The following is a 20945-nucleotide window of genomic DNA, read 5'->3' as shown; positions in this document are numbered from 1 at the left end:
CCGACAGCCCTTTGCCGTTACTGGGCAGTTTCACCACCGGCAAACCATAGTTAAAATCTGGGTTTAGCACAAGTTTTACAAAATGGGTAAACTTATTGTAACTGTACTAATTCATGAGGGGCTGTCATCTGGACACAACGACGCAGGAGTGAAGGGACGAAGAAGTGAGGATGTCCCCAGATGTGCGCAATGCACCTGGTGCATTCCAACTTGAATTCGATTCAAGTTGGGTCGGAGGTTTATACGCCCCTTCTACCCGACAAATCAAAGATTATGTCGGAGCCGAGCAAAGCGTGAGCATCTTCTCAGGACGCTAGATCATTCATTCCCCATGGAGATCAACAGGAATGCCCACAATTCAATGGTATCCCGGTCATATTGCCAAAGCAGAGCGAGAACTGAAAAAACAGCTTAAATATGTGGATGTGGTGCTAGAAGTACTTGATGCAAGGATCCCCTTGGCTTCTCAGCATCCTCAAGTTTCACAGTGGATTGGCAATAAGCCCCGTTTACTGGTAATTAATCGTCAAGATATGATTCCGGAAGCATTACATTCACAGTGGGTGAACTATTTTCAACGTCAGGGGATTGATGTTTATTTAACTGATGGACAACAGGGAATAGGTATTAAACCCTTACTGAAAGCCACGCAAAAAGCGGGAGAAGCAGTAAATGAGAAAAGAAGAAGTCGGGGAATGCGCGATCGCGCTGTTCGGGCGGTCGTTATCGGCTTTCCTAATGTGGGAAAATCGGCATTAATTAATCGTTTAGTCGGGCGTAAAGCGGTTCAAAGTGGTCGAAAAGCGGGCATTACCCGTCAATTAAAATGGGTTCGCATTTCACAGCAGATTGACTTATTAGATGCCCCAGGCGTGATTCCGCCAAAATTAGAAGATCAAAAAGCCGCCATTAAACTTGCCATTTGTGATGATATTGGGGAAGCTGCTTATGATTTACAAAATGTTGCTGCTGCCTTGGTTGATTTACTCTCGGAACTAGAAACAACAGAAATTTTTGATCAGCGTTATAACATTCCCGTAGAGGGGTTAAGTGGAGAGTCTTATTTAGCGACTTTAGCCAGCCAACGCCATAATGAGGATCAAGAACGGACAGCCCGAGAACTGCTTAATGATTTTCGGAAAGGATTAATGGGGAAATTACCTTTAGAATATCCCCCTGATTATCTCTAATCCTATCTACAAAAAAGATCATTACAGTTAACCCTGCTAAGGTAAAATGCTGAAAGCGATGGTAGGATTTTCTTAAATCTCATACAACTTAGAGAAAAAAAAGACCCCTCTGCATCTAAGAGCATGACAAAAAGACAATATCGAAAAAGTAAATCTGGTAAAAAAAAAAGAGTCATCAATTTTTGATTTTCTTAAAAAATGGATTGTAGAAATATTATTAGCCTTTTTGGTATTGGTATTTCTTCTGTGGATTTTAATTCCTGAAGATTATATTCAATCATTCTTTTTAGTAAGTCAAGAATTATTAGTGTTTTTGACTACGCCAATTATTGATTTTTTGGGATTACTATTAAGTCCTACAGTTATCATTTCTTTACTTTTTATAATTTTTATTGCCATCATTTTAATGATGCGAATTCGCTATCATATTAAGCGAAATGCTGTTGATACTAATTATTGTCCAGTTTGTGATAACAAAATTAATCGTAGGCATCGCAAACCAATTCATCATCTCTTAAGCTTATTTATTCCAGTGCGCTATTACTACTGTAAGTCTTGTGGTTGGGAAGGATTGCGAATTTCTAGTAAAGTTCGTAGAAAAAAATAACAAGCTACTTATTAATAATTAAAATAAGGAAATGTCTTATTATTATAAAAAATCGCTAATTATCTTTACTCGTTATCCTGAAGTGGGAAAAACAAAAACGCGACTAATTCCTGCCTTAGGAGAAGAAGGAGCAGCTAAACTACAACAAAAACTAACTGAGGATACAATTCAAAAACTGAGTGAAGTTCCTGTTCAGTTTCGCGTTTACTTTTCAGGAGGAAATGAAGAACTGATGAAACAATGGTTAGGAAATCACTATTCTTATTATCCTCAAAGCGAAGGAAATTTGGGAGATAAGTTAATTGCAGCTTTAACAGAAACTTTTAGTGAAGAGGTGGAGAAAGTGGTAATTATTGGGATTGATTGTCCCGACTTAGATGCAACTTTAATTAATCAAGCGTTTTCCGAATTATCAGACCAAGATTTAGTTTTAGGCAAAGCTGAAGATGGTGGCTATTATTTGATTGGCTTACGGGATTGTATTCCTGAATTATTTCAAGGGATTACTTGGGGAACGGATCAAGTGTTACAGGAAACTGTTGCTATTGCCGAAAAATTAGGCTTAAAAATTAGTTATTTACCCCTACTAAATGATGTTGATACTCCAGAAGATTTAGAACAATTAAATTTTAACTTTCCCGATTAATTCTGAATCTGACGTTGTGCTTCTTCATGTTCTTCAAAGGTTTCGCTAAAAATGTGTGTGCCGTCATAACGGGCAACAAAAAAGAGATAATCAGTTTCAGGAGGATTAAGAGAATCTTCTAAAGCAGGTTTTCCAGGACTGGCAATGGGAGTTGGCGGTAAACCAGAATTAAGATAGGTATTATAGGGGGAAGGTGTATTAACTTGTTCTAGGGTAAGTGTTTGTTCCTCAGTTTGTTCAATATTTAAACCATATTCTACAGTGGGATCAGCGGCTAATCGCATTCCTTCTTCTAAACGTTTAGCAAAAACCCCCGCAATGCGCGATCGTTCTTCATCAACGACGGCTTCCTTTTCCACGATACTAGCAAGAGTTACCCATTCTAAGAAGCTATAAGGACTTTCTTGGCTTTCGTAAATGGGAAGGGCAACTTCAGCAAAACGATTCAGCATGAGGGTTATAATCGAGTCAGGAGTAGCGCGATCGCGCGGAATTTGATAAGTGTCAGGATAGAGAAAACCCTCAAGATGAGGAATATCATCGGGAAGCCAAGGAAACTGATCGCGATCTATATTTTCGACTGCCGCAAGAAATTCTTCAGCAGAAAAGTAACCTAATTCCTCGAAATGTTCAGCCATTTGACGTTGTGTCCAGCCTTCAGGAATTGTAAAACGAGTGCTAAGAACTTTTCCCTCACGAATTTGCTGGCCAATTTCAGGTAAAGAATCAGAGGGAGATAATTGATAAGAACCAGCCCTTAAATCATCTGTATTATCTTCTAGTCTGAGACTAAATAACCAAATCCGCCAGGCTAGTGTGGAATTAATTAAGTCTTTTTCTTCTAATTGGTTTCCAATTTCTTGTCCCGAACTTCCCTCAGAAACTTCAACAGTTATTAATTCTTCCTCAGAGGAAGATACTGGCGCGATCGCGTTTTTCCACCAATACCAACTTCCCGCTGCCCCCAAGGCTAATATAATCCAAAAACTAAATAGAGAATAAAATATGGTTTTGGGGAGTTTATTAAATGCCAATTTTTCTAATTTTCCTCTTCCTAAATTAACTGTACTTTACAATTGTTCACTTGTTGGTGATTGCCAGTATTTCTGATATTCTCTCAAATAAGTAAGAGTTTTGAGATTGGGAAGACGATCAAGGAAAACCTTTCCTTCAAGGTGATCAACTTCATGTTGAATGACACGAGCAAAAAAATCCTCAGCATGAATATCTAATAGTTCTCCATTACGGTCTAAACCTGAAACTTGTAAGGAGGTTGAACGAGGAACTTTTGCTCGAAAATCAGGAACACTTAGACAACCCTCCCAGTCCTCATGGTAATCTTCAGCTAGAGAAGTAATTTCAGGGTTAACAATCACAGTCAAGGGAACCCCTTGTCGATTGGGATAGCGAGGATTATCAGGAGAGACTTCAATAACAATAATCCGCTTAGGAACATGAACTTGTGGCGCAGCAATCCCCACACCATCTGCATCACGCATGGTCTGAATCATACCATCAATCAAGTTTTGTAGGTAGGCACTCTTTAATTCCTCTTTGGATACTGGTTCCGTAGCACTACGAATAATTGGATTTCCAAGCCGCGCAGTTTTTAACAGAAACATGGGGATATTACCAAATAACCTTGAACGTATATTCTGCTGTATCTCCTTGCTAAGTGTCAAATTGATTACCCATTACGAACTGTGTGAGATATTGGGTTAAGGTGAAAGCATCCACGCCTAACTCGCTTTGCTGTTGACTTGCCATAATTCCAGCTTGGGCGTGCCAAGTGGCGGCGATGGCGGTAATCGTAGTTGGAGATAATTTTTGCGGATGACTTTGGGCAACTAACCCTGATAATAAACCAGTTAGAACATCTCCGCTTCCTCCTCTGGCTAAAGCAGGGGTACTTTCAGGAATAACCCAAGTTTCTTGATTGTTTCCCGCGATCGCGCTTCTTGCTCCTTTTATCAGGATACAACTATTGCTTGCTTTGGCAACCGTTTGTACTTTCGTTATGGTATCTGTAGCATCTAAATTGGGAAATAAGCGTCGAAATTCTCCAGGGTGAGGGGTAAGAATCGTGGTTTGATGACGGGATTTTAGGGTCTTTTCAGGGTTCATTTGTGCCAACAGGTTTAATCCATCGGCATCAAGGATTAGAGGGATTGGTGCGTCTAAAATTGGGGATAGCAATGATTGTGCGTCTAAGGTTAATCCTGGGCCAACTGCGACGGCGTTATATTTTTCCCATTGTGTAGCCACTGAGGGAAGTTCCGCGATCGCGCCTTCTGTAGTTTCTGGACAATCAATAATTAAGGCTTCAGGAAGATGGGTAACTAACATGGGTTTCAGGGATGCAGGGGCAGCAATACTCACCATTCCGACACCGCTTTTTCTTGCCCCTAATCCTGCTAGAATGACACTGCCTGCATATTGATAAGAGCCTGCAATAATGAGGAGATGTCCTTGTTTATATTTATGGGTGACTAATGGGCGAGGAAGAGGTAACAGCGATCGCGCTAAATTGGCACTCATTCGTTTTACCACAGTAGATTCCTTAACCACCGCTTCCACATCTGCCAAAGGAATCCCAAAATCAATTAAGGTAGGTTTTCCCAAATAGGGAAGGGCTGTATCTTGAAAAAAGGCAAGTTTCCATAAGCCTAAACAGAACGTATAATCAGCCGCGATCGCGCTTCCTAAAACTTCTCCTGTATCGGTATGAATCCCTGAAGGCAGATCAATACTCACCACAGGAATTGACCATTGGTTAATGGTTTTCACTGCATTAGCAAGTTCCCCATCTAAGGATCGCGTCATCCCAAAGCCAAATAAGCCATCAACAATCACCTCACAACTTTCTAACTCCCCAAGATGATTAGTAATCGTTACTCCAAGACTCTTGACATAATCTAAGTGGGCTTGGGTTAATTCTTTTCCCTTATTCAGAGGGCGATAAATAGCGACATTATAGCCTTTAAGGTGTAACTCTCTCGCCACCACTGCTGCATCTCCCCCATTATGTCCTGGTCCGACAATAATGCCAACTTTAGAAACCCCCTTAAATAAATCAATCAAGCGTTGCGTAATCAACCCTGCTACCTTTTCCATCAGCGCCGCCACGGGCATTCCCAAATCAAAAATTCGTTGCTCGATCGCTGCCATTTGCCTTGCGCTGACCACAAAATGTTCAATAGAAGATGTAGAATAGTGATTCATATTCAGAATGGGTGAAACAAAACCAGTGCTTCCTCGACGTTATCATCGCCTTCGTGAGGTTTTGAACCGACGACAGAAAGATTTAACCGTCTTATTAGAAGATGTCCATAAACCCCATAATTTTTCTGCAATTATCCGTACCTGTGATGCAGTGGGAGTATTTGCAGCCCATGGTGTTTATCAACATGGCGATGTTCCTGCATTTAGTGAAACTGCTAAAGGAAGTCAAAAATGGGTTAATATTCAGACTCATTCTGACTTAAAAACTGCTGTTAATGATCTGAAAAATCAAGGGTTTACTCTTTACGCCACCCATCTTTCTGAAAATGCCATTGACTATCGCACCCCTGATTATACTCAACCCAGTTGCATTCTTTTTGGGGCAGAAAAATGGGGAGTCAGTGAAGAAGCTGTCAACCTTGTTGATTACAATATTTATATTCCAATGTTTGGCATGGTGGAATCTTTAAATGTTTCGGTAGCAGCAGCAGTCATTCTATTTGAAGCGCAACGTCAGCGTCTGGCGGCTGGCTATTATGAACAGTCACGTCTTGATCCTGAAACTTATCATCGCACCTTATTTCGCTGGGCATATCCTGATTTAGCCACGGCTTATGATGAAGCTGGAAAGCCTTATCCTGATTTAGAAGATGATGGACAAATTAAAAGGAATTGAGCAATTTGTTATTTGTTATTAGTGATTGGTTATTGGTCAACAAAGGACAAAACAATCAAGAATGTACATCATGAGATTGAAAACTGCTATAGTAGGACAAATCATTATTTAAGTTGACTCGAAACTGTATCAAGTTAGAACTAGAAACCAAACTAAGAAAGAGTTACTAGAAATGAGTACGAATACTGCCAAAAGAAAACGTAAACCGTTTCGCTATGTCTTGCCAGTTAATGCAACTTCGGGACAAAAATCTAGATTTAGACAAGATATTAGTAAATTTAAGCAACCTAATTCTCAATGGGCTGTTTATTATGATTGGAAAAAGCAAGGAGAGGCTGAATCTTATATTATTATTCCCAAAAACAAAGATAATCAAGATAAAGCGATTTATGCAGGAATTCGCTTGGGGTCAGTATTGAAAAATTTTCATCAAAAAATGACTTAATATTTAATTATGGCGGATCAAAATCAAGAAGATTAAGAAACCGTAATCCTCAGTTCATGGCTAAAACATCTTTTTATATCACAAATGCACGTCTGCCTAAAACTAAAGATGATCAGTGTTATGAACTATTGATCGAAAATGGCAAAATTAAAAACATTCAAGTTCAGAAAATTGATAAAACCTATGAAAAGCCCGTCATTGATTTTGCAAAAGACTGGCTCTCTTTAGGAGGCGCAGATTTACAAATTAATGGCGCATTGGGATTACCCTTCCCTGAACTTACTTTAGCAAATTCTGAGCAATTACTGGAAATCTCTAAATTTCTTTGGCAAGAAGGAATTGATTTCTTTTTACCAACAATTATCACTTCCTCTCCTGAAAAAATTAATACAGCTTTAGCCACAATCAGTCAATATATTAAAAACTATCAAAAGCAAGATGTTCCCTATGCAAAAATTTTAGGGGTGCATTTAGAAGGCCCTTTTTTAAATCCAGAAAAACGTGGCGCACATCCGAAAAAATATATTCTTCCTTTTACAATTGACAATTTAGTCAGCTTGATCGGAAAATATAGTAAGCATGTTAGAGTGCTAACTTGCGCTCCTGAAATAAGCTCTGAACAAAGAATAATTAGCGAAATTAAGCTACGCTATCCTCAGATTAAGGTTAGCCTTGGTCATTCTTTAGCCACAGAAGAGGACGCAGAACAGGCATTTCGGGAAGGGGCTTCTATGGTAACTCATGCTTTTAATGCCATGCCTTCACTCCATCATCGTGAACCAGGGTTATTGGGTTCAGCACTGACTCATTCTGGGGTTAAATGTGGCTTTATTGCGGATGGAGAACATATTTCACCAAAGATGTTAAAACTCTTGTTGCGAATGGGTGAGGGAAGTAAACGCTTATTTTTGGTTAGTGATGCCTTAGCGCCGTTGGGGTTAGGGGATGGGGTTTATCCTTGGGATCAGCGAGAAGTAACAGTCAGGCAAGGAACAGCCAGACTAGAAGATGGAACATTAGCTGGAACAACCGTTTCTCTTTTGTCTGCAGTGGCTAATCTGGTAAAGTGGGGGATATGTGATGTGGGGAGCGCGATCGCGCTTGCTACAGAAAGCCCCCGAGACGCGATCACAGAAGAGGGCTTAGGTGTAGGACAACCTGTTGCTAACTTATTACGTTGGCATTGGAATAATTCAACACAAACTCTCACATGGCAACGACTTATTAACACTGAATCATTCAAGTTTCCAAGTAATAGCAAATATGAAAACTGACGATAAAAAAATTGTTAAAGACTATTTTAATGCCGTGGGCTTTGAACGTTGGCGCAATATTTATGGCGATGGCGAAGTGAACACGGTTCAAAAAAACATTCGGGAAGGACACAAACAAACCATTGAAACAGTTGTTAATTGGTTAAAAACTGATGAGAACTTATCTGAACTTACCATCTGTGATGCAGGCTGTGGTACAGGTAGCCTAGCAATTCCCTTAGCAAAAGAAGGCGCAACGGTTTATGCCAGTGATATCTCAGAAAAGATGGTAGAAGAGGCAAAAACCCAAGCCCAAACAGCATTAGGAGAAAATCATAATATTAACTTTTTTGTCAGTGATCTCGAAGCAATTAGTGGCAAATATCATACAGTGATTTGTTTAGATGTTTTAATTCATTACCCAGACCAAGATATTCAGGGGATGGTCAAGCATTTAGCCGATTGTGCCGAATCTCGTTTTATTATTAGTTTTGCCCCAAAAACCTTTTTCCTCACCTTCCTAAAGAAAGTTGGGGAATTTTTCCCTGGACCGAGTAAAACTACTCGCGCCTATCAACATTCTGAAGCAGAGGTCATTAAAATTTTGCAGGATAATGGCTTTGAAATTAAACGGCAGGGCATGACGAGTACCAAGTTTTATTATTCCCGTATTTTAGAAGGGGTTCGTCACTAATTGTTACAAACTTTAACAAAATAGGCTCGCAGATATAGATTTTTGTTGCAATCGTTAACAGGGAAGCGCGATCGCGCCCTACCTCGTTGATAAACTGGGAAAAAATAATAGATTGCTCTCATCGGCTTAAGACTATTCATTCTAAGCAATACAATATGGTTAATACAGCAGATAAACAAGATCAGCAGGAATTACGCCCAGGGGTGAAAGCCCCAGCCAAAGAAACCCTTTTAACCCCTCGTTTTTACACTACAGACTTTGACAAAATGGCAAAGATGGATATTTCCATCAATGAAGACGAATTACGCGCCATTTTAGAAGAATTTCGTGCCGACTATAATCAAAAACATTTCATCCGCGATGAAGAATTTAATCAGTCTTGGGAACATTTAGACGAAGAAACCCGCCGTCTCTTTGTGGAATTTCTGGAACGGTCTTGCACTGCTGAATTTTCTGGCTTTCTCCTCTATAAAGAATTGGGGAGACGGTTGAAAGACTCTAACCCTCTTTTAGCAGAGTGCTTTACCCTCATGTCACGGGATGAAGCCCGTCACTCTGGCTTTCTCAATAAAGCAATGGGCGATTTTAATCTCTCCTTAGATTTAGGGTTTCTCACCAAGAGTCGTAAATATACCTTTTTCAAACCCAAATATGTTTTTTACGCCACCTACCTATCGGAAAAAATTGGCTACTGGCGTTATATCACCATCTACCGTCATTTAGAAGAACATCCTGAATATCGGATTTATCCCTTATTCCGCTTCTTTAAGAACTGGTGTCAAGATGAAAACCGTCACGGTGACTTCTTTGATGCCATCATGCAAGCCCAGCCTTTTGTAATTACAGGGTTTATCTCACGGTTATGGTGTCGTTTCTTCTTACTGGCAGTTTTTGCCACCATGTATCTCAATGATATTCAACGCTCTGGATTTTATGAAAAATTAGGCTTGGATACCAGAGAGTATGATCAGTATGTCATCAAGAAAACCAACGAAACTGCAGGGCGAGTCTTCCCAACGATTTTAGATGTGGAAAACCCCAACTTCTTTAATCGTTTAGAAATTTGTGCGAAAAATAACGAAAACCTCAGTCGCATTGATAAAACTGATGCGCCAAAACCAGTTAAGTTCATTCGCAAACTTCCCTATTACATTGGTAATGGCTGGCAATTCCTGAATCTTTATCTGCAAAAAGCCATTGATGCCCAAGCCCAGCGCGGCACGGTTTATTAAGAACATTTTTGGGTCATTGCATATTTTTTTTAGCCCCTTTCCCTGTGGGAGGGGTTTTTTGTATCTTCTTATAGCAGTTTTCACGCTTCTTGAGGTACACTCTTAATGGTTTTCTCCTTTGTTGTTTGTCCTTAGTCCTTTTTTGTTTGTAAATCAATGACTAATGACTAATGACTAATGACTAATGACCAATGACTAATGACCAATGACTAAATTTGTCCCTCAACAGACGAATAAACGCTATATATGAGCATATCTAGTCAGAAAACCGATTTGAAAATATTTGGGCTTCCTGCGAGACAAGGAAGATGGTTGCTGATTCCGTTGGGAATGTTGGTTTTACTTTGTTTGGGAACTGTTTATTCTTGGAGTGTCTTTAGGAAACCCTTAGAAGGGGAACTCAATATTGGGGCGACAGCAAGTTTATTACCCTATACCGTTGCCCTTTTTTTCTATGCTCTCCTGATGCCCATTGCTGGTTTTTATATTCCTCGATGGGGAGTGCGGGTAATGACAGCCCTTGGGGGAATTGTTGTTGGTGGCGGTTATATTCTTTCTAGCTTTGCCGATAGTATTGGGATGATGGTTCTTACTTATGGGGTAATTGCTGGAACAGGGGTGGGGATTGCTTATGGTGTGCCGATGGTGGTTGTTTCTAAATGGTTTCCCGATAAAAAAGGATTAGCCGTGGGGCTGACAATTATTGGATTTGGGCTTTCTCCGATTATTACCGCGCCTTTAGCCAATGAGTTAATTAGTGTTTATACCGTTAAACCAACTTTGCGGATTTTAGGAATTATCTTTACTGTGATTATTCTGGGAATCGCGATCGCGCTTAGGCTTCCTCCCAAAGATTGGCATCCCGACAATCATTTCGGTAATAATCCTAACTCTGATACTACTTTCAACTATCCCAACAATCTGCTTAAAAGTAAGTCTTTTTATGGGCTATGGGTTTGTTATGCCATTGGAACGTTAATTGGTTTAAGTGCTATTGGTATTTCTAGCCCTGTAGGAGAGGAAGTTATCAATATTGATTCTGGGTTAGCTGCAACCAGTGTGGCTGTATTTGCCTTGTTTAATGGCATTAGTCGCCCTCTCTTTGGCTGGTTAAGTGATCGCTTTAAACCTCATCATGTCGCGATCGCGTCTTATACGCTCATTTTGATTGCCTGTATAATGATGATCAATGCTCAACAGGAAGACACCGCTACTTATCTAATTGCCTTTTGTGTGTTTTGGTTTTGTTTAGGAGGGTGGTTAGCAATTGCTCCTACTACAACCCTGCGCTTTTTTAATCCTGAACAATATGCTCAAAATTACGGAATTGTCTTTACCGCTTATGGCGTTGGGGCTTTAATTGGAACCTTGATCACAGGGCAAATTCGAGATTGGTTTGGTTCTTATACTTTTGCTTTTTATCCCATGGCTTTACTAGCAGTGATTGGCATTTTTGCTGCTAGCTTTTTACTCAAACGTGATGTATCTAATTGATTGTCCTTTGTTGTGTGTAAACCAATGACTAATAACCAGTAACAAATTTTTCAGCTTTCATCAATGAGACGGACAAAGTTAGAGAGAATTTTTAAGCCAATATGGGAAGACTTTTCAGGGTGAAATTGCACTGCCATAATATTATCTTGCGCGATCGCGCTCGTAACTCGTTGACTACCATGAGTGACCATCGCTGAGGAAACTTGAGGATCATTGGGAACCACATAATAAGAATGAACAAAGTACACCATGGGGTTAGTCGGTAACTCTCGCCATAGGGGATGATTGGGTTGGGTAAACTCTAAATTATTCCAGCCCATGTGAGGAATCGTTAAATTGGGTTCCGGGTAAAATTGGCGCACGGTTCCTGGAATAATCCCTAATCCAGTTTCTATCCCTTCTTCAGAAGAATCAAACAGCACTTGTAAGCCTAAACAAATCCCTAAAAACGGCTTTCCTTGCGCGATCGCGCTTTTAATCGGATCAATTAAGTCTCTTGCTTGTAAATGTTTAATCGCAGGATCAAATGCCCCATCTCCCGGAATTACCACTGCATCCGCATCAGTAATGACTTTCGCAGAATCGGTAATGGTGGTTGTTGCCCCTACTTTTTCTAACCCTTTAGCAGCAGAGTGCAAGTTTCCCATATCATAATCAATCAGCGCGATCGATGGCATAGCGTTTCTCCAAAATTCGTGAATGGTACTAGCGACTAACCAGGGCGTGTAGTCGTAGCTTATGCTTGATCCTTTAACCAGACCAAAACCGCCATTCTCGGTTGAATCTAGGGACTTTTGCCATAGATCCACTGGAGATGATTTCTCTCTCCAGTCAAACTGTCGTACTAGCCAATCAAAGTGGAAGTCGTACAGATGCTTTGATGATAGCACACTACTGGTCTCCCTAACTACCGACCAAATCGGAGATTGTGGTCGTAGAATGCGCGATACCCTTGCTCAAATGAAGTTTACCGCGAATTAGGGATTAATGCTGAAACAACTGTTCCACATCGAGAAGAAAGACTGTATTAGAAGATTGGTTTTCTGCTTCTAAAACTGCCACATGAGAACACACGGTTAAGGTATCAGCCTGGCGGTAAGACTGAGGTAAAACCCGAACGCGATCGCGCGATAAATTCATTAAGGTAGGGGCTTGTTTTACCAGTAAACCGAGAACTTCACTTTGGCTTTGCACGACCACAAGATAACTTCCTGCAGGGGCAGAAATGGGTTCTGAGGGCTTCTGAGTAAACAATTGATATTCGAGATCAAACACGGTTAACTCATAATCTTCGAGATGGGCAACCCCCACGCCTCTTTCCCCGCTTCCTTCTACAGGAATCTCTGATAATACTCGATAAACCGACTCAATGGGCACTGCCAAGGTTAATTTTCCCACGGGAAAGGTGACAACACGAAAAGTGGTTGTTGAAGATTGTTCTACTGTTTGCATATAAATCTAAAATATTTCGTTTAATTTATTTTAACTGAAATGCTAAAAGTAGTTTGATTACTGACAAAATATAACAGTTTTCCCGCTAATTTTATTTGTCCTTTGTCAAGCAATGACTAATGACTAATAACAATTTCATATTACATCTTTTCTTCTAAAACGCCTTCTGCTTCATGGACAATGCCTCTTAATTGTTCCAACATTTCACTTGGGGCCCCATTCCACATTCCGCGCTGATGTGCTTCTAATAATCGTTCGGCAATATCACGCATTGCCCAAGGGTTTTTGGCTTCTAAAAACTGTTTGACGGTTTCATCTAAAAGATAGGCATTGGCAACTCCTTCATACATATAATTTTCCACACATTGGGCAGTGGCATCATAAGCAAATAAATAGTCAACGGTTGCTGAGATTTCAAACGCCCCTTTATAGCCATGACGCATTACCCCTTCTAACCATTTCGGGTTAACCACACGAGAGCGATAAACCCGAGTAATTTCTTCACTTAATTGTCTCACTTTTGGGTTTTCTATAACAGAATTATCCCCAAAATAAGTCTGCGGATTTTTCCCTGTCATGGAACGAACGGCTGCTGTTAATCCCCCTTGGAATTGGTAATAGTCATCAGAGTCTAAGAGATCATGTTCGCGGTTGTCTTGATTATGGAGAACAACTTGTAAGTTTTGGAGCCGCTTTTTAAAGGCTTCGGGGGCAACTTTTCCTTCTCCTTTTTCAGTGTAAGCGTAACTACTCCAGTTAATATAAGCCTGGGCTAAATCTTCATCAGTTTGCCAATTTTGAGACTCAATTAAACCTTGTAATCCTGCGCCATACGCCCCTGGTTTTGAACCAAAAATTCGGTAGCGCGATCGCGCTTTAGCTTCTTCCACACTTAACCCCTGTTCTTGCCAATAAATCGCTTCTTGTTTTGCCTGATTTGCTAAGGGATTCTCTTCGGCACTTTCTTCTAAATTAGAAACCGCTTCCACGACTTGATTAAATAAGTCAAGAAGATTGGGAAAACCATCACGGAAAAACCCTGAAATCCGTAAAGTTACATCCACTCGCGGACGTTGTAACATGGACAAAGGGAGAATTTCAAAATCAACAACACGGCGAGAAACACCATCCCAAATTGGTTTGACTCCCATTAAAGCAAAGGCTTGGGCAATATCATCCCCACCCGTTCTCATGGTAGAAGTTCCCCAAACAGAAATCGCCAATGATTGCGGATATTCCCCATTATCTTGGGTGTAACGTTCAATTAGCGTTTCTGCAGCTTTTCTTCCCACATCCCAAGCGGTTTCGGTGGGAATGCCACGAATATCCACTGAGTAAAAATTGCGCCCTGTGGGCAACACATCTGGTCGTCCTCTTGTCGGTGCGCCAGCTGCCCCAGGTGGGATATAATTGCCATCGAGTCCCTGTAATAAATGGGTGATTTCTTCGGGGGTTGCTTTCAATTTTGGGAAAAGATCGCTTTGTATCCAAATCAGTTCTTTTTCTAGTAAGGGGGGAAGTGAGGGAAAAGGTTGATTCTCTAGAATATGGGTAGTAATTAATTCCGCAGCATAGGTTTCTATGGCTTCAATGGCATCTCCAATAATATAAGCATTCTTTAACTGTTCTCTTAACTTTTCTGGGAGAGAGGTATTAGGAAAAGAAACAGGTTGAGAATAATCACTGGTCAGGGGATCAAAATCAAAATGATAGGATTGCGCGATCGCGCGACTTATTCCAATATGATCTTTCCCCGGAGAACGAGCAATAGATAAAATTAGATCTCGCAGTTGTCTCCCCTGTGGACATTGTCCAAAAATATGTAATCCATCGCGAATTTGTGACTCTTTTAATTCACAGAGATAGCCATCAGCAAGGGTTAAAAACTCACTAATTTTGCTTTGATCAAATTCTTCAATTCCTAAGTCTTGATGGAGGTTTTCTGAGGTTACTAATTCTGAGATTTTATCAGCAATAATCGGTAGTCGAGAGGGATCAAGAGTTTGGGCTTCGTAGTATTCATCAATCAGCCCTTCTAATTGTTGTAATTTTCCATATAATTCCGCACGGGTTAAAGGCGGTGTTAAGTGATCTAAAATAACGGCATGGGCGCGACGTTTTGCTTGTGACCCTTCTCCGGGATCATTAACAATAAAGGGATAAAAATGAGGAATGGAAGCAAGAGCAATTTCTGGGTAACAAGTTTGACTAAGGCTGATACTTTTCCCAGGTAACCATTCTAAATTGCCATGTTTTCCCACATGAATAATTGCTTGAGTTTGAAAGTTTTGGCGCAACCAATGATAAAAGGCGAGATATTCAGGGGTCGGTTCTAAGTCGGGAGAATGATAGTTTAAACTGGGATCAAAATCATAGCCTCTTGAGGGTTGAATACCCACAAAAATATTCCCGAATTGTATTCCAGAGATGGCGAAAGTATCTGTTTTCATGCCATAACGATCCCCCCACCCCCCCTTACTAAGGGGGGCAGAGGATGGTATATTTTCTCCCCAGCGTTGCGTAATTTCTTGTTGCGTTTGTTCAGGAAGGGTCGCAAAATACTCCTGATAGCTATCTCTTGAAAGTGTCTGTCTAACCTCCCGATAAGATTGCCCTTCTGGGTCATTTGTTACCCCTGCGGTTAACCATTGTATTAACTCATCCCCGTTTTCAGGAAGGGAGGAAACTTGATAACCGGCTGCTTTTAAGGCTTGTAAAATTTGCAGACAACTTTCGGGAGTATCTAACCCCACCCCATTCGCTAATCGTCCATCTTTATTGGGATAATTCGCTAGAATCAGGGCAACCTTTTTTTCCGCATTGGGAGTTTTTAACAGTTGTAGCCAATTTGATGCTAAATTAACGACAAACTTAGCGCGATCGCGCACTGGTTCATAGGTTACAACATCGGTTTCTAACTGTTCATTCCACTGTTGAGAAGACTTAAAAGAAATGGCACGAGTAATCACCCGTCCATCCACTTCAGGTAATGCAACATTCATCGCCACATCTCGCGGTGTTAACCCCTGCATTCCGCTTTCCCACTGTTCCTTGGTTCCCCCACTGAGAATGACTTGTAACACAGGAACATTCAGTTTTTGCCAAAAACTGGTTTGCTGATCCTCTCCAAATTTCGCTAGAGAAAAGCTGGTTGTATTTAAAATGATTTCAATATCTTGACAATACTCAAAAACCTCGGCTTGGATATCTTCTTGACTTAAAGCAGAGACAAAAATGGGAACAGGAAATAAGCCACGTTCACTCAATTCCTCACACAACAAATCAATCGGACTGGTATTTCCAGCCAAATAATGAGCGCGATAAAATAAAATACCAACAGTTCCCCAACAGTCTTCTTTTTTCGGTAGAAAAGTAGGGGAATAAATGCCAACGCGAGGCACTGATGTTACCGCAGGGGGTTGATAGTTTGTGCCACAGCCTAAATCAGCAATATATTGTAAAGCATGAGAACAATTTTCCACACCGCCTTCATTAAAGTATTGCCAAAGTTGATTCACCGCCGAAAGTGACACAGTAGAATGGCTAGTTAAAGTCGGATCAGCGCGATCGTCCCCCGGTAAAACCAATAAAAATGCCCCATTTTCCTCTGCGGTTTCTCTAACCACCTCTAACCCATAAGACCAATAGGCGCGTCCCCCTAAAAGTCGTAAAATAATCACCTTCGCATGGCTTAAAACCGTGTCTGCATAAGTATCAATACTCAACTCTTGCTGTAAATTCAGAATATTCGCCACTCGCACTTCTGGAAACTCAGAGGGAAGCTGAGAAACAGCAGTTGCTAACATTTGAATATCGGTGTCAGCGGCGGTTAAAACAACAATGGAGGCTGGGGTTTGTTCAATGAAAACAACTCCTTCACTGTCAGGAGTCCAACCGCCAGGAGTGGCTGCAATACGGTGCATAGTATGACTTAACGATTTAATTCCTATAGGTTAAGAAATGATAACATTGTTCGGAAACCTCTAGCTTTACCTGCTTGTAAAAATGAGCCACCGCTAACATTGCTTAAACATCGTATCCCTGATGCTTTGGGATGATCGGGGTAATATTTAAAGTTAAATCACAATCTATAAAAATTTTTGATACACTTCTTAATAATTTCCCTAAGAAACCCCGAAACGTTTTACTCTAAAAGCTGACCCATGTCTTAGGTACAGATGTTTTCCGAAACGTCTTACCGAATTCAACTTTGTTAGGGGGAACTTGATGCAAATGTCAATGACCTTGGTCACTTGGGATAAACAAAAAACGACACAAGGACTAAATATATTAATCCATTGGAGAAAAAACGCTTATAATCTCAAATTTCCCATTAATTCCCAGACAGTGACCGCTGATTTTGCATCATTGTGAACCTTAATGAAGGTAGCAGACAGTAACCGTTGTGACAGGAGATAAGTAGAAATAATGATTAGTGCCTCCGGAGGAAGTTCAGTCGCACGTCCTCAACTTTATCGAACGGTTCCACTTTCTAAGTTATCCCAAGCCGAACAACAAGATCGGTTTCTAGAAAAGGGAGAACTACAAGAACTGGATACCTTTTTCCAGTTGGGAACTAAGCGAGTTGAAATTGCACAGACAATTACCCGTAATTCTGAGTTAATTGTCTCGCGGGCAGCAAACCGCATTTTTACAGGTGGGTCTCCCATGGCTTACCTAGAAAAACCAAGAGAAGAAGCCCCAGCCATGGTTCCTGCTGGTGGTGAAAATGAGGAAGATGTTCGTCGTCAGATGCAATTGGGAACTGTAAGCTACGTAGAAAGCGGTGGCGGTTTCTTGGAAGGACTGCGATCGCTGTTTAGTGCTTCAGGGACTAGTAATGTTCCAGCGCCCCAAGGGTTCCGCCCGATTAACGTTTCCCGTTATGGGCCCAAAAATATGCAAAAGTCCTTACGGGATTTATCTTGGATGTTGCGGTATCTAACTTACGCGATCGTTGCAGGCGATCCTAATATCATTACCGTGAATGTTCGAGGCTTACGAGAAGTAATTGAAAATGCTTGTTCCAGTGCCGCCACCATTGTTGCCCTCGGAGAAATGCAAGCGGCAACGGTAGGCTACTTTAAGCAAGATGAAGAAGCACGAAGTACCGTTGAGCAGTACTTCCAAGTGTTAATCTCAGAATTTCAAGCCCCCACGCCTTCTAATAAGCTGCGTCAGCGTCCCAGTGATGATCAACAAGGGTTAGAACTTCCCCAAAGCTACTTTAATGCTGCTGAAGGTCGCCCCAAATATGCGATGAAGCCGGGGCTATCTTCTTTTGAGAAGCAAGCAGTGGTCAAAGCTGCCTATCGCCAAGTGTTTGAACGGGACATTACTCGGGCTTACAGTCTCTCAATTTCAGATTTAGAATCCAAAGTTAAAAACTGCGAAATCTCAATGAAGGAATTTATCCGCCGTTTGGGTAAATCTCCTCTCTATCGCAAACAGTTTTATGAACCTTTTATTAACAGTCGCGCTTTAGAGCTTGCTTTCCGTCACTTTTTAGGACGGGGCCCCTCTTCTCGGGAAGAAGTGCAAAAATACTTCTCGATTGTCTCAGAAGGTGGACTCCCTGCCTTAGTGGATGCCCTAGTGGATAGCCAAGAATACTCCGATTATTTTGGAGAAGAAACTGTCCCCTATATTCGTGGGTTAGGACAAGAAGCTCAAGAATGTCGGAACTGGGGAATGCAGCAAGACCTGTTTAATTACAGTGCGCCATTCCGCAAAATTCCACAATTTATCACCACTTACGCCCAATATAATCGTCCCCTCGCGGATCAGCATCCTTATGGCAGTGGTAATGATCCTTTAGAAATTCAATTTGGGGCAATTTTCCCGAAAGAAACCCGTAATCCCAGTAAAAGCCCAGCACCATTCGGTAAAGATACCCGTCGCATTTTAATTAATCGGGGCCCCGCAACCTATAATCAAACTGGAAACCCCAAAGCCCGAGGCTTATCTCCCGGTTCTCTCGGTCCTAAGGTCTTCCGTTATGATCAGCGACCTTTCTCTGGTTTAAATGAGAAAACTAATAATAACTACGGGGTAAAATACTCAGAAAATAGCTCTCAAAAGGTCATTTTGGCTTGTTATCGTCAAGTGTTTGGTCGCGATGTCTATGATGGACAACGGCTGAAAGTTGGTGAAATTAAACTAGAAAATGGGGAAATTACCATTCGTGAGTTTGTGCGGATGTTGGCTAAGTCTGAACTATTCCGCAAACTCTACTGGACTTCTCTCTATGTCACCAAGTCCGTTGAATATATCCATCGTCGGCTGTTAGGTCGCCCTACCTATGGTCGTCAAGAAATCAACAAATACTTTGATATTTGCGCGAAAAAAGGCTTTTATGCCTTAGTAGATGCCATTCTTGACACGGAAGAGTACAGCGAAACCTTTGGGGAAGATACCGTTCCTTATGAGCGTTATTTAACCCCTGGTGGGCTACAACTGCGGACTCGTACCTACAACCTGCGGAAAGATGTGGGAACTCAGGTATCCAAAGAAGTTCCTGAACGTTATACCGAATTGGGTCAAGTTTCTGAAGAACGCAGTGAGCCTGATGTCCAATATCGCATCAAGCAGGGAGTCAATAAGCGTCGTGAGCAAACTAAGCAATTTAAGCTCACTAACTTGAATGATAAAGTAGCATTGAAAAATGTGATTGCTGCTGCTTATCGTCAAGTGTTTGAACGGGATATTGAACCCTATCTCGTTAAGGCGCAATTTACTAACCTTGAAAGTAAGCTCGGTAATGGGGAAATCACTGTAAAAGAGTTTATTGAGGGAATTGGTTGCTCTGACTTGTATGTGAAAGAGTTTTACACCCCTTATCCCAATACCAAGGTAATTGAGTTGGGAACTAAGCATTTCTTGGGACGTGCGCCACTCAATCAGAAAGAAATTCAAAAGTATAACCAATTGCTTGCAACTAAAGGAATTCGTGCTTTTGTTAAGGCGTTGGTTAATACGATGGAGTATTCCCAAGTGTTTGGAGAAGATGTGGTTCCTTATCGTCGTTATCCGACATTACCAGCGGCGAACTTCCCGAATACAGAAGGGTTATATAACAAGTTGACCAAACAGGATGATGAGTTGGTTGTTCCTAGCTTTAAGCCGACTAAGTCAAAGTTTGATAATAGTAAGTTCCCGTTAGCCTCACAAGCCATGGAAGCGAATGGGGCGGGAAATACTGCTGACTATTTAGAGTTAGCGCGATCGGTTAATACGCCTGAAACGGTTACAGCAACTGCTGTTCCTCGGATTTTCCGTCATTCTAATCAAGCCAGTGCGACTCAAACTCAACAGGTGATTAATGCTATTTACGCCCAACTGTTGGTTGTGCCGCAAGATAATGTTCCTGAGGAATTCCGATTACTCCACTGGGAACAAAAACTTCTCACTGGTAAATGCACAGTACGAGACTTTGTTAAGGCTCTGGCGAAATCTGAGGTTTATCAACAGCGTTTTGTGAGGCACTATCCAAATCCCAAGGTTGTAGAATGTCTCTATCGCCATTTACTGGGACGTACGGCTAGCGGTATCGAAGTACATCAAATGACCCAGATGTTGACTGAAAAAGGTCTGTCTGCGGTTGTGGATGCGATTGTTGATGGTGTGGAGTATAACCGTTTCTTCGGTGAAATGGTTGTTCCTTATCCTAAGGAAAATAACGGTTAACTTGTCACTGTCTTCTTAAATTAATTCCCCCCTGATCAAACTTGAGGGGGGATTTTTTATGGATGGGACTATTAATGACCCACCATCCAAGGCCGATCGCGCTTATGACTCTGATAACGCGGGGGAGACGGTTCTTTCTCTCGTTTCTCTACTTTCGGTTCACTGGTTTGCTTCCCTTTTAAAAACACGCTCGCGGAACTGAGATTAAAATGAGGAACAGAGAAAATACGCTTGCTTTCCCCCTCACAAGTGGGACAATTGGGGGCTTCATCCCGAAGCGCGATCGTTCGCCAAGCCTCAAAAACACCACAGTTATCACATTCAAACTCATATAATGGCATTATTCCT

At 41.3% G+C, this 20945-nt stretch carries 17 protein-coding genes and 1 pseudogene; 11 read left to right on the top strand and 7 right to left on the bottom strand.

Annotated elements, in window-relative coordinates; genetic code table 11:
- The first annotated feature begins 347 nt into the window (after positions 1 to 347).
- The 3 genes from ylqF to FRE64_RS09105 all read left to right on the top strand — a co-directional run bounded on the left by ylqF (position 348) and on the right by FRE64_RS09105 (position 2443).
- Positions 348 to 1190, top strand: a complete 843-nt coding sequence (ylqF, locus tag FRE64_RS09115; protein WP_146295752.1) for a ribosome biogenesis GTPase YlqF — start codon at positions 348 to 350, stop codon at positions 1188 to 1190.
- Between the two features lie 232 nt (positions 1191 to 1422).
- Positions 1423 to 1797, top strand: a complete 375-nt coding sequence (locus FRE64_RS09110; RefSeq protein WP_186708754.1) for a hypothetical protein — start codon at positions 1423 to 1425, stop codon at positions 1795 to 1797.
- A gap of 31 nt (positions 1798 to 1828) precedes the next feature.
- The gene (locus FRE64_RS09105; RefSeq protein WP_146295749.1) at positions 1829 to 2443 is read left to right on the top strand and encodes a TIGR04282 family arsenosugar biosynthesis glycosyltransferase; all 615 of its coding nucleotides are present in this window, start codon (positions 1829 to 1831) and stop codon (positions 2441 to 2443) included.
- On the opposite strand, the gene mltG is transcribed toward FRE64_RS09105, so the two are convergent.
- Genes mltG through FRE64_RS09090 form a run of 3 tightly spaced genes read right to left on the bottom strand, consistent with a single transcriptional unit; the run spans position 2440 to position 5665 of the window.
- Positions 2440 to 3477: an endolytic transglycosylase MltG gene (gene mltG, locus FRE64_RS09100; RefSeq protein ID WP_146295748.1), complete on the bottom strand. Its 1038-nt coding sequence runs from the start codon at positions 3475 to 3477 to the stop codon at positions 2440 to 2442. The two genes, FRE64_RS09105 and mltG, sit on opposite strands and share 4 nt — an antisense overlap.
- Before the next feature lie 36 nt (positions 3478 to 3513).
- Positions 3514 to 4065 carry a peptide deformylase gene (gene def / locus FRE64_RS09095; RefSeq protein WP_146295746.1) on the bottom strand — a complete coding sequence of 184 codons (552 nt, stop codon included), beginning with the start codon at positions 4063 to 4065 and terminating at the stop codon, positions 3514 to 3516.
- Positions 4066 to 4114: 49 nt separating this feature from the next.
- On the bottom strand, positions 4115 to 5665 hold the full coding sequence (locus FRE64_RS09090; RefSeq protein WP_146295744.1) for an NAD(P)H-hydrate dehydratase: 1551 nt from the start codon (positions 5663 to 5665) through the stop codon (positions 4115 to 4117).
- A gap of 7 nt (positions 5666 to 5672) precedes the next feature.
- On the opposite strand from FRE64_RS09090, the gene trmH reads away from it, so the two are divergent.
- The 6 genes from trmH to FRE64_RS09060 all read left to right on the top strand — a co-directional run bounded on the left by trmH (position 5673) and on the right by FRE64_RS09060 (position 11459).
- The gene (gene trmH, locus FRE64_RS09085) at positions 5673 to 6341 is read left to right on the top strand and encodes a tRNA (guanosine(18)-2'-O)-methyltransferase TrmH (RefSeq protein WP_146295743.1); all 669 of its coding nucleotides are present in this window, start codon (positions 5673 to 5675) and stop codon (positions 6339 to 6341) included.
- A gap of 172 nt (positions 6342 to 6513) precedes the next feature.
- Positions 6514 to 6786 carry a hypothetical protein gene (locus tag FRE64_RS09080; protein ID WP_146295741.1) on the top strand — a complete coding sequence of 91 codons (273 nt, stop codon included), beginning with the start codon at positions 6514 to 6516 and terminating at the stop codon, positions 6784 to 6786.
- 56 nt (positions 6787 to 6842) lie between these two features.
- Positions 6843 to 8060 (top strand): N-acetylglucosamine-6-phosphate deacetylase, encoded by a 1218-nt coding sequence (gene nagA / locus FRE64_RS09075; RefSeq protein ID WP_146295739.1) that lies wholly within the window; start codon positions 6843 to 6845, stop codon positions 8058 to 8060.
- On the top strand, positions 8050 to 8733 hold the full coding sequence (gene bchM, locus FRE64_RS09070) for a magnesium protoporphyrin IX methyltransferase (RefSeq protein WP_146295738.1): 684 nt from the start codon (positions 8050 to 8052) through the stop codon (positions 8731 to 8733). The genes nagA and bchM overlap by 11 nt, the downstream gene beginning before the upstream one ends.
- A 155-nt stretch (positions 8734 to 8888) precedes the next feature.
- Positions 8889 to 9965 carry a magnesium-protoporphyrin IX monomethyl ester (oxidative) cyclase gene (acsF, locus tag FRE64_RS09065; protein ID WP_146295736.1) on the top strand — a complete coding sequence of 359 codons (1077 nt, stop codon included), beginning with the start codon at positions 8889 to 8891 and terminating at the stop codon, positions 9963 to 9965.
- Positions 9966 to 10211: 246 nt separating this feature from the next.
- Entirely contained in the window at positions 10212 to 11459 is a 1248-nt protein-coding gene (locus tag FRE64_RS09060) for an L-lactate MFS transporter (RefSeq protein WP_146295734.1), read from the top strand.
- A gap of 50 nt (positions 11460 to 11509) precedes the next feature.
- Here the strand turns inward: FRE64_RS09060 and hisH are convergent, their stop codons facing one another.
- From hisH to cobN, 3 genes are all read right to left on the bottom strand, one after another.
- Complete coding sequence (gene hisH, locus FRE64_RS09055; protein ID WP_146297325.1) at positions 11510 to 12136, bottom strand: imidazole glycerol phosphate synthase subunit HisH; 627 nt, start codon at positions 12134 to 12136, stop codon at positions 11510 to 11512.
- A gap of 307 nt (positions 12137 to 12443) precedes the next feature.
- Positions 12444 to 12911 (bottom strand): chemotaxis protein CheW, encoded by a 468-nt coding sequence (locus FRE64_RS09050; protein WP_146295732.1) that lies wholly within the window; start codon positions 12909 to 12911, stop codon positions 12444 to 12446.
- A 140-nt stretch (positions 12912 to 13051) separates the two neighbouring features.
- Complete coding sequence (gene cobN, locus FRE64_RS09045) at positions 13052 to 16834, bottom strand: cobaltochelatase subunit CobN (RefSeq protein ID WP_146295730.1); 3783 nt, start codon at positions 16832 to 16834, stop codon at positions 13052 to 13054.
- 505 nt (positions 16835 to 17339) lie between these two features.
- Between cobN and FRE64_RS09040 the strand changes: the two are divergent.
- Both FRE64_RS09040 and FRE64_RS17865 read left to right on the top strand, forming a co-directional pair.
- Positions 17340 to 20036: pseudogene (locus FRE64_RS09040) on the top strand (phycobilisome rod-core linker polypeptide); the annotation flags it as partial.
- 48 nt (positions 20037 to 20084) lie between these two features.
- Positions 20085 to 20597 carry a phycobilisome rod-core linker polypeptide gene (locus tag FRE64_RS17865; RefSeq protein WP_246140425.1) on the top strand — a complete coding sequence of 171 codons (513 nt, stop codon included), beginning with the start codon at positions 20085 to 20087 and terminating at the stop codon, positions 20595 to 20597.
- A gap of 71 nt (positions 20598 to 20668) precedes the next feature.
- Here the strand turns inward: FRE64_RS17865 and FRE64_RS09035 are convergent, their stop codons facing one another.
- A complete protein-coding gene (locus FRE64_RS09035) occupies positions 20669 to 20938 on the bottom strand; it encodes an FmdB family zinc ribbon protein (RefSeq protein WP_146295727.1) in 270 nt (89 codons plus the stop codon).
- Positions 20939 to 20945: the final 7 nt, after the last annotated feature.

The organism is Euhalothece natronophila Z-M001, assembly GCF_007904085.1.
Classification (GTDB): domain Bacteria; phylum Cyanobacteriota; class Cyanobacteriia; order Cyanobacteriales; family Rubidibacteraceae; genus Halothece; species Halothece natronophila.
Note: the sequence above shows the minus strand (reverse complement) of the source record. Positions and strands in the feature narration are given on the sequence as shown.

Bases quoted from the DNA above. Each gene is read 5' to 3' on its own strand.
- ylqF (WP_146295752.1), top strand. From the start codon at position 348: ATGCCCACAATTCAATGGTATCCCGGTCATATTGCCAAAGCAGAGCGA.
- FRE64_RS09105 (WP_146295749.1), top strand. From the start codon at position 1,829: ATGTCTTATTATTATAAAAAATCGCTAATTATCTTTACTCGTTATCCT.
- def (WP_146295746.1), bottom strand. From the start codon at position 4,065: ATGTTTCTGTTAAAAACTGCGCGGCTTGGAAATCCAATTATTCGTAGT.
- FRE64_RS09090 (WP_146295744.1), bottom strand. From the start codon at position 5,665: ATGAATCACTATTCTACATCTTCTATTGAACATTTTGTGGTCAGCGCA.
- trmH (WP_146295743.1), top strand. From the start codon at position 5,673: ATGGGTGAAACAAAACCAGTGCTTCCTCGACGTTATCATCGCCTTCGT.
- FRE64_RS09080 (WP_146295741.1), top strand. From the start codon at position 6,514: ATGAGTACGAATACTGCCAAAAGAAAACGTAAACCGTTTCGCTATGTC.
- nagA (WP_146295739.1), top strand. From the start codon at position 6,843: ATGGCTAAAACATCTTTTTATATCACAAATGCACGTCTGCCTAAAACT.
- bchM (WP_146295738.1), top strand. From the start codon at position 8,050: ATGAAAACTGACGATAAAAAAATTGTTAAAGACTATTTTAATGCCGTG.
- acsF (WP_146295736.1), top strand. From the start codon at position 8,889: ATGGTTAATACAGCAGATAAACAAGATCAGCAGGAATTACGCCCAGGG.
- FRE64_RS09060 (WP_146295734.1), top strand. From the start codon at position 10,212: ATGAGCATATCTAGTCAGAAAACCGATTTGAAAATATTTGGGCTTCCT.
- hisH (WP_146297325.1), bottom strand. From the start codon at position 12,136: ATGCCATCGATCGCGCTGATTGATTATGATATGGGAAACTTGCACTCT.
- FRE64_RS09050 (WP_146295732.1), bottom strand. From the start codon at position 12,911: ATGCAAACAGTAGAACAATCTTCAACAACCACTTTTCGTGTTGTCACC.
- cobN (WP_146295730.1), bottom strand. From the start codon at position 16,834: ATGCACCGTATTGCAGCCACTCCTGGCGGTTGGACTCCTGACAGTGAA.
- FRE64_RS17865 (WP_246140425.1), top strand. From the start codon at position 20,085: ATGGAAGCGAATGGGGCGGGAAATACTGCTGACTATTTAGAGTTAGCG.
- FRE64_RS09035 (WP_146295727.1), bottom strand. From the start codon at position 20,938: ATGCCATTATATGAGTTTGAATGTGATAACTGTGGTGTTTTTGAGGCT.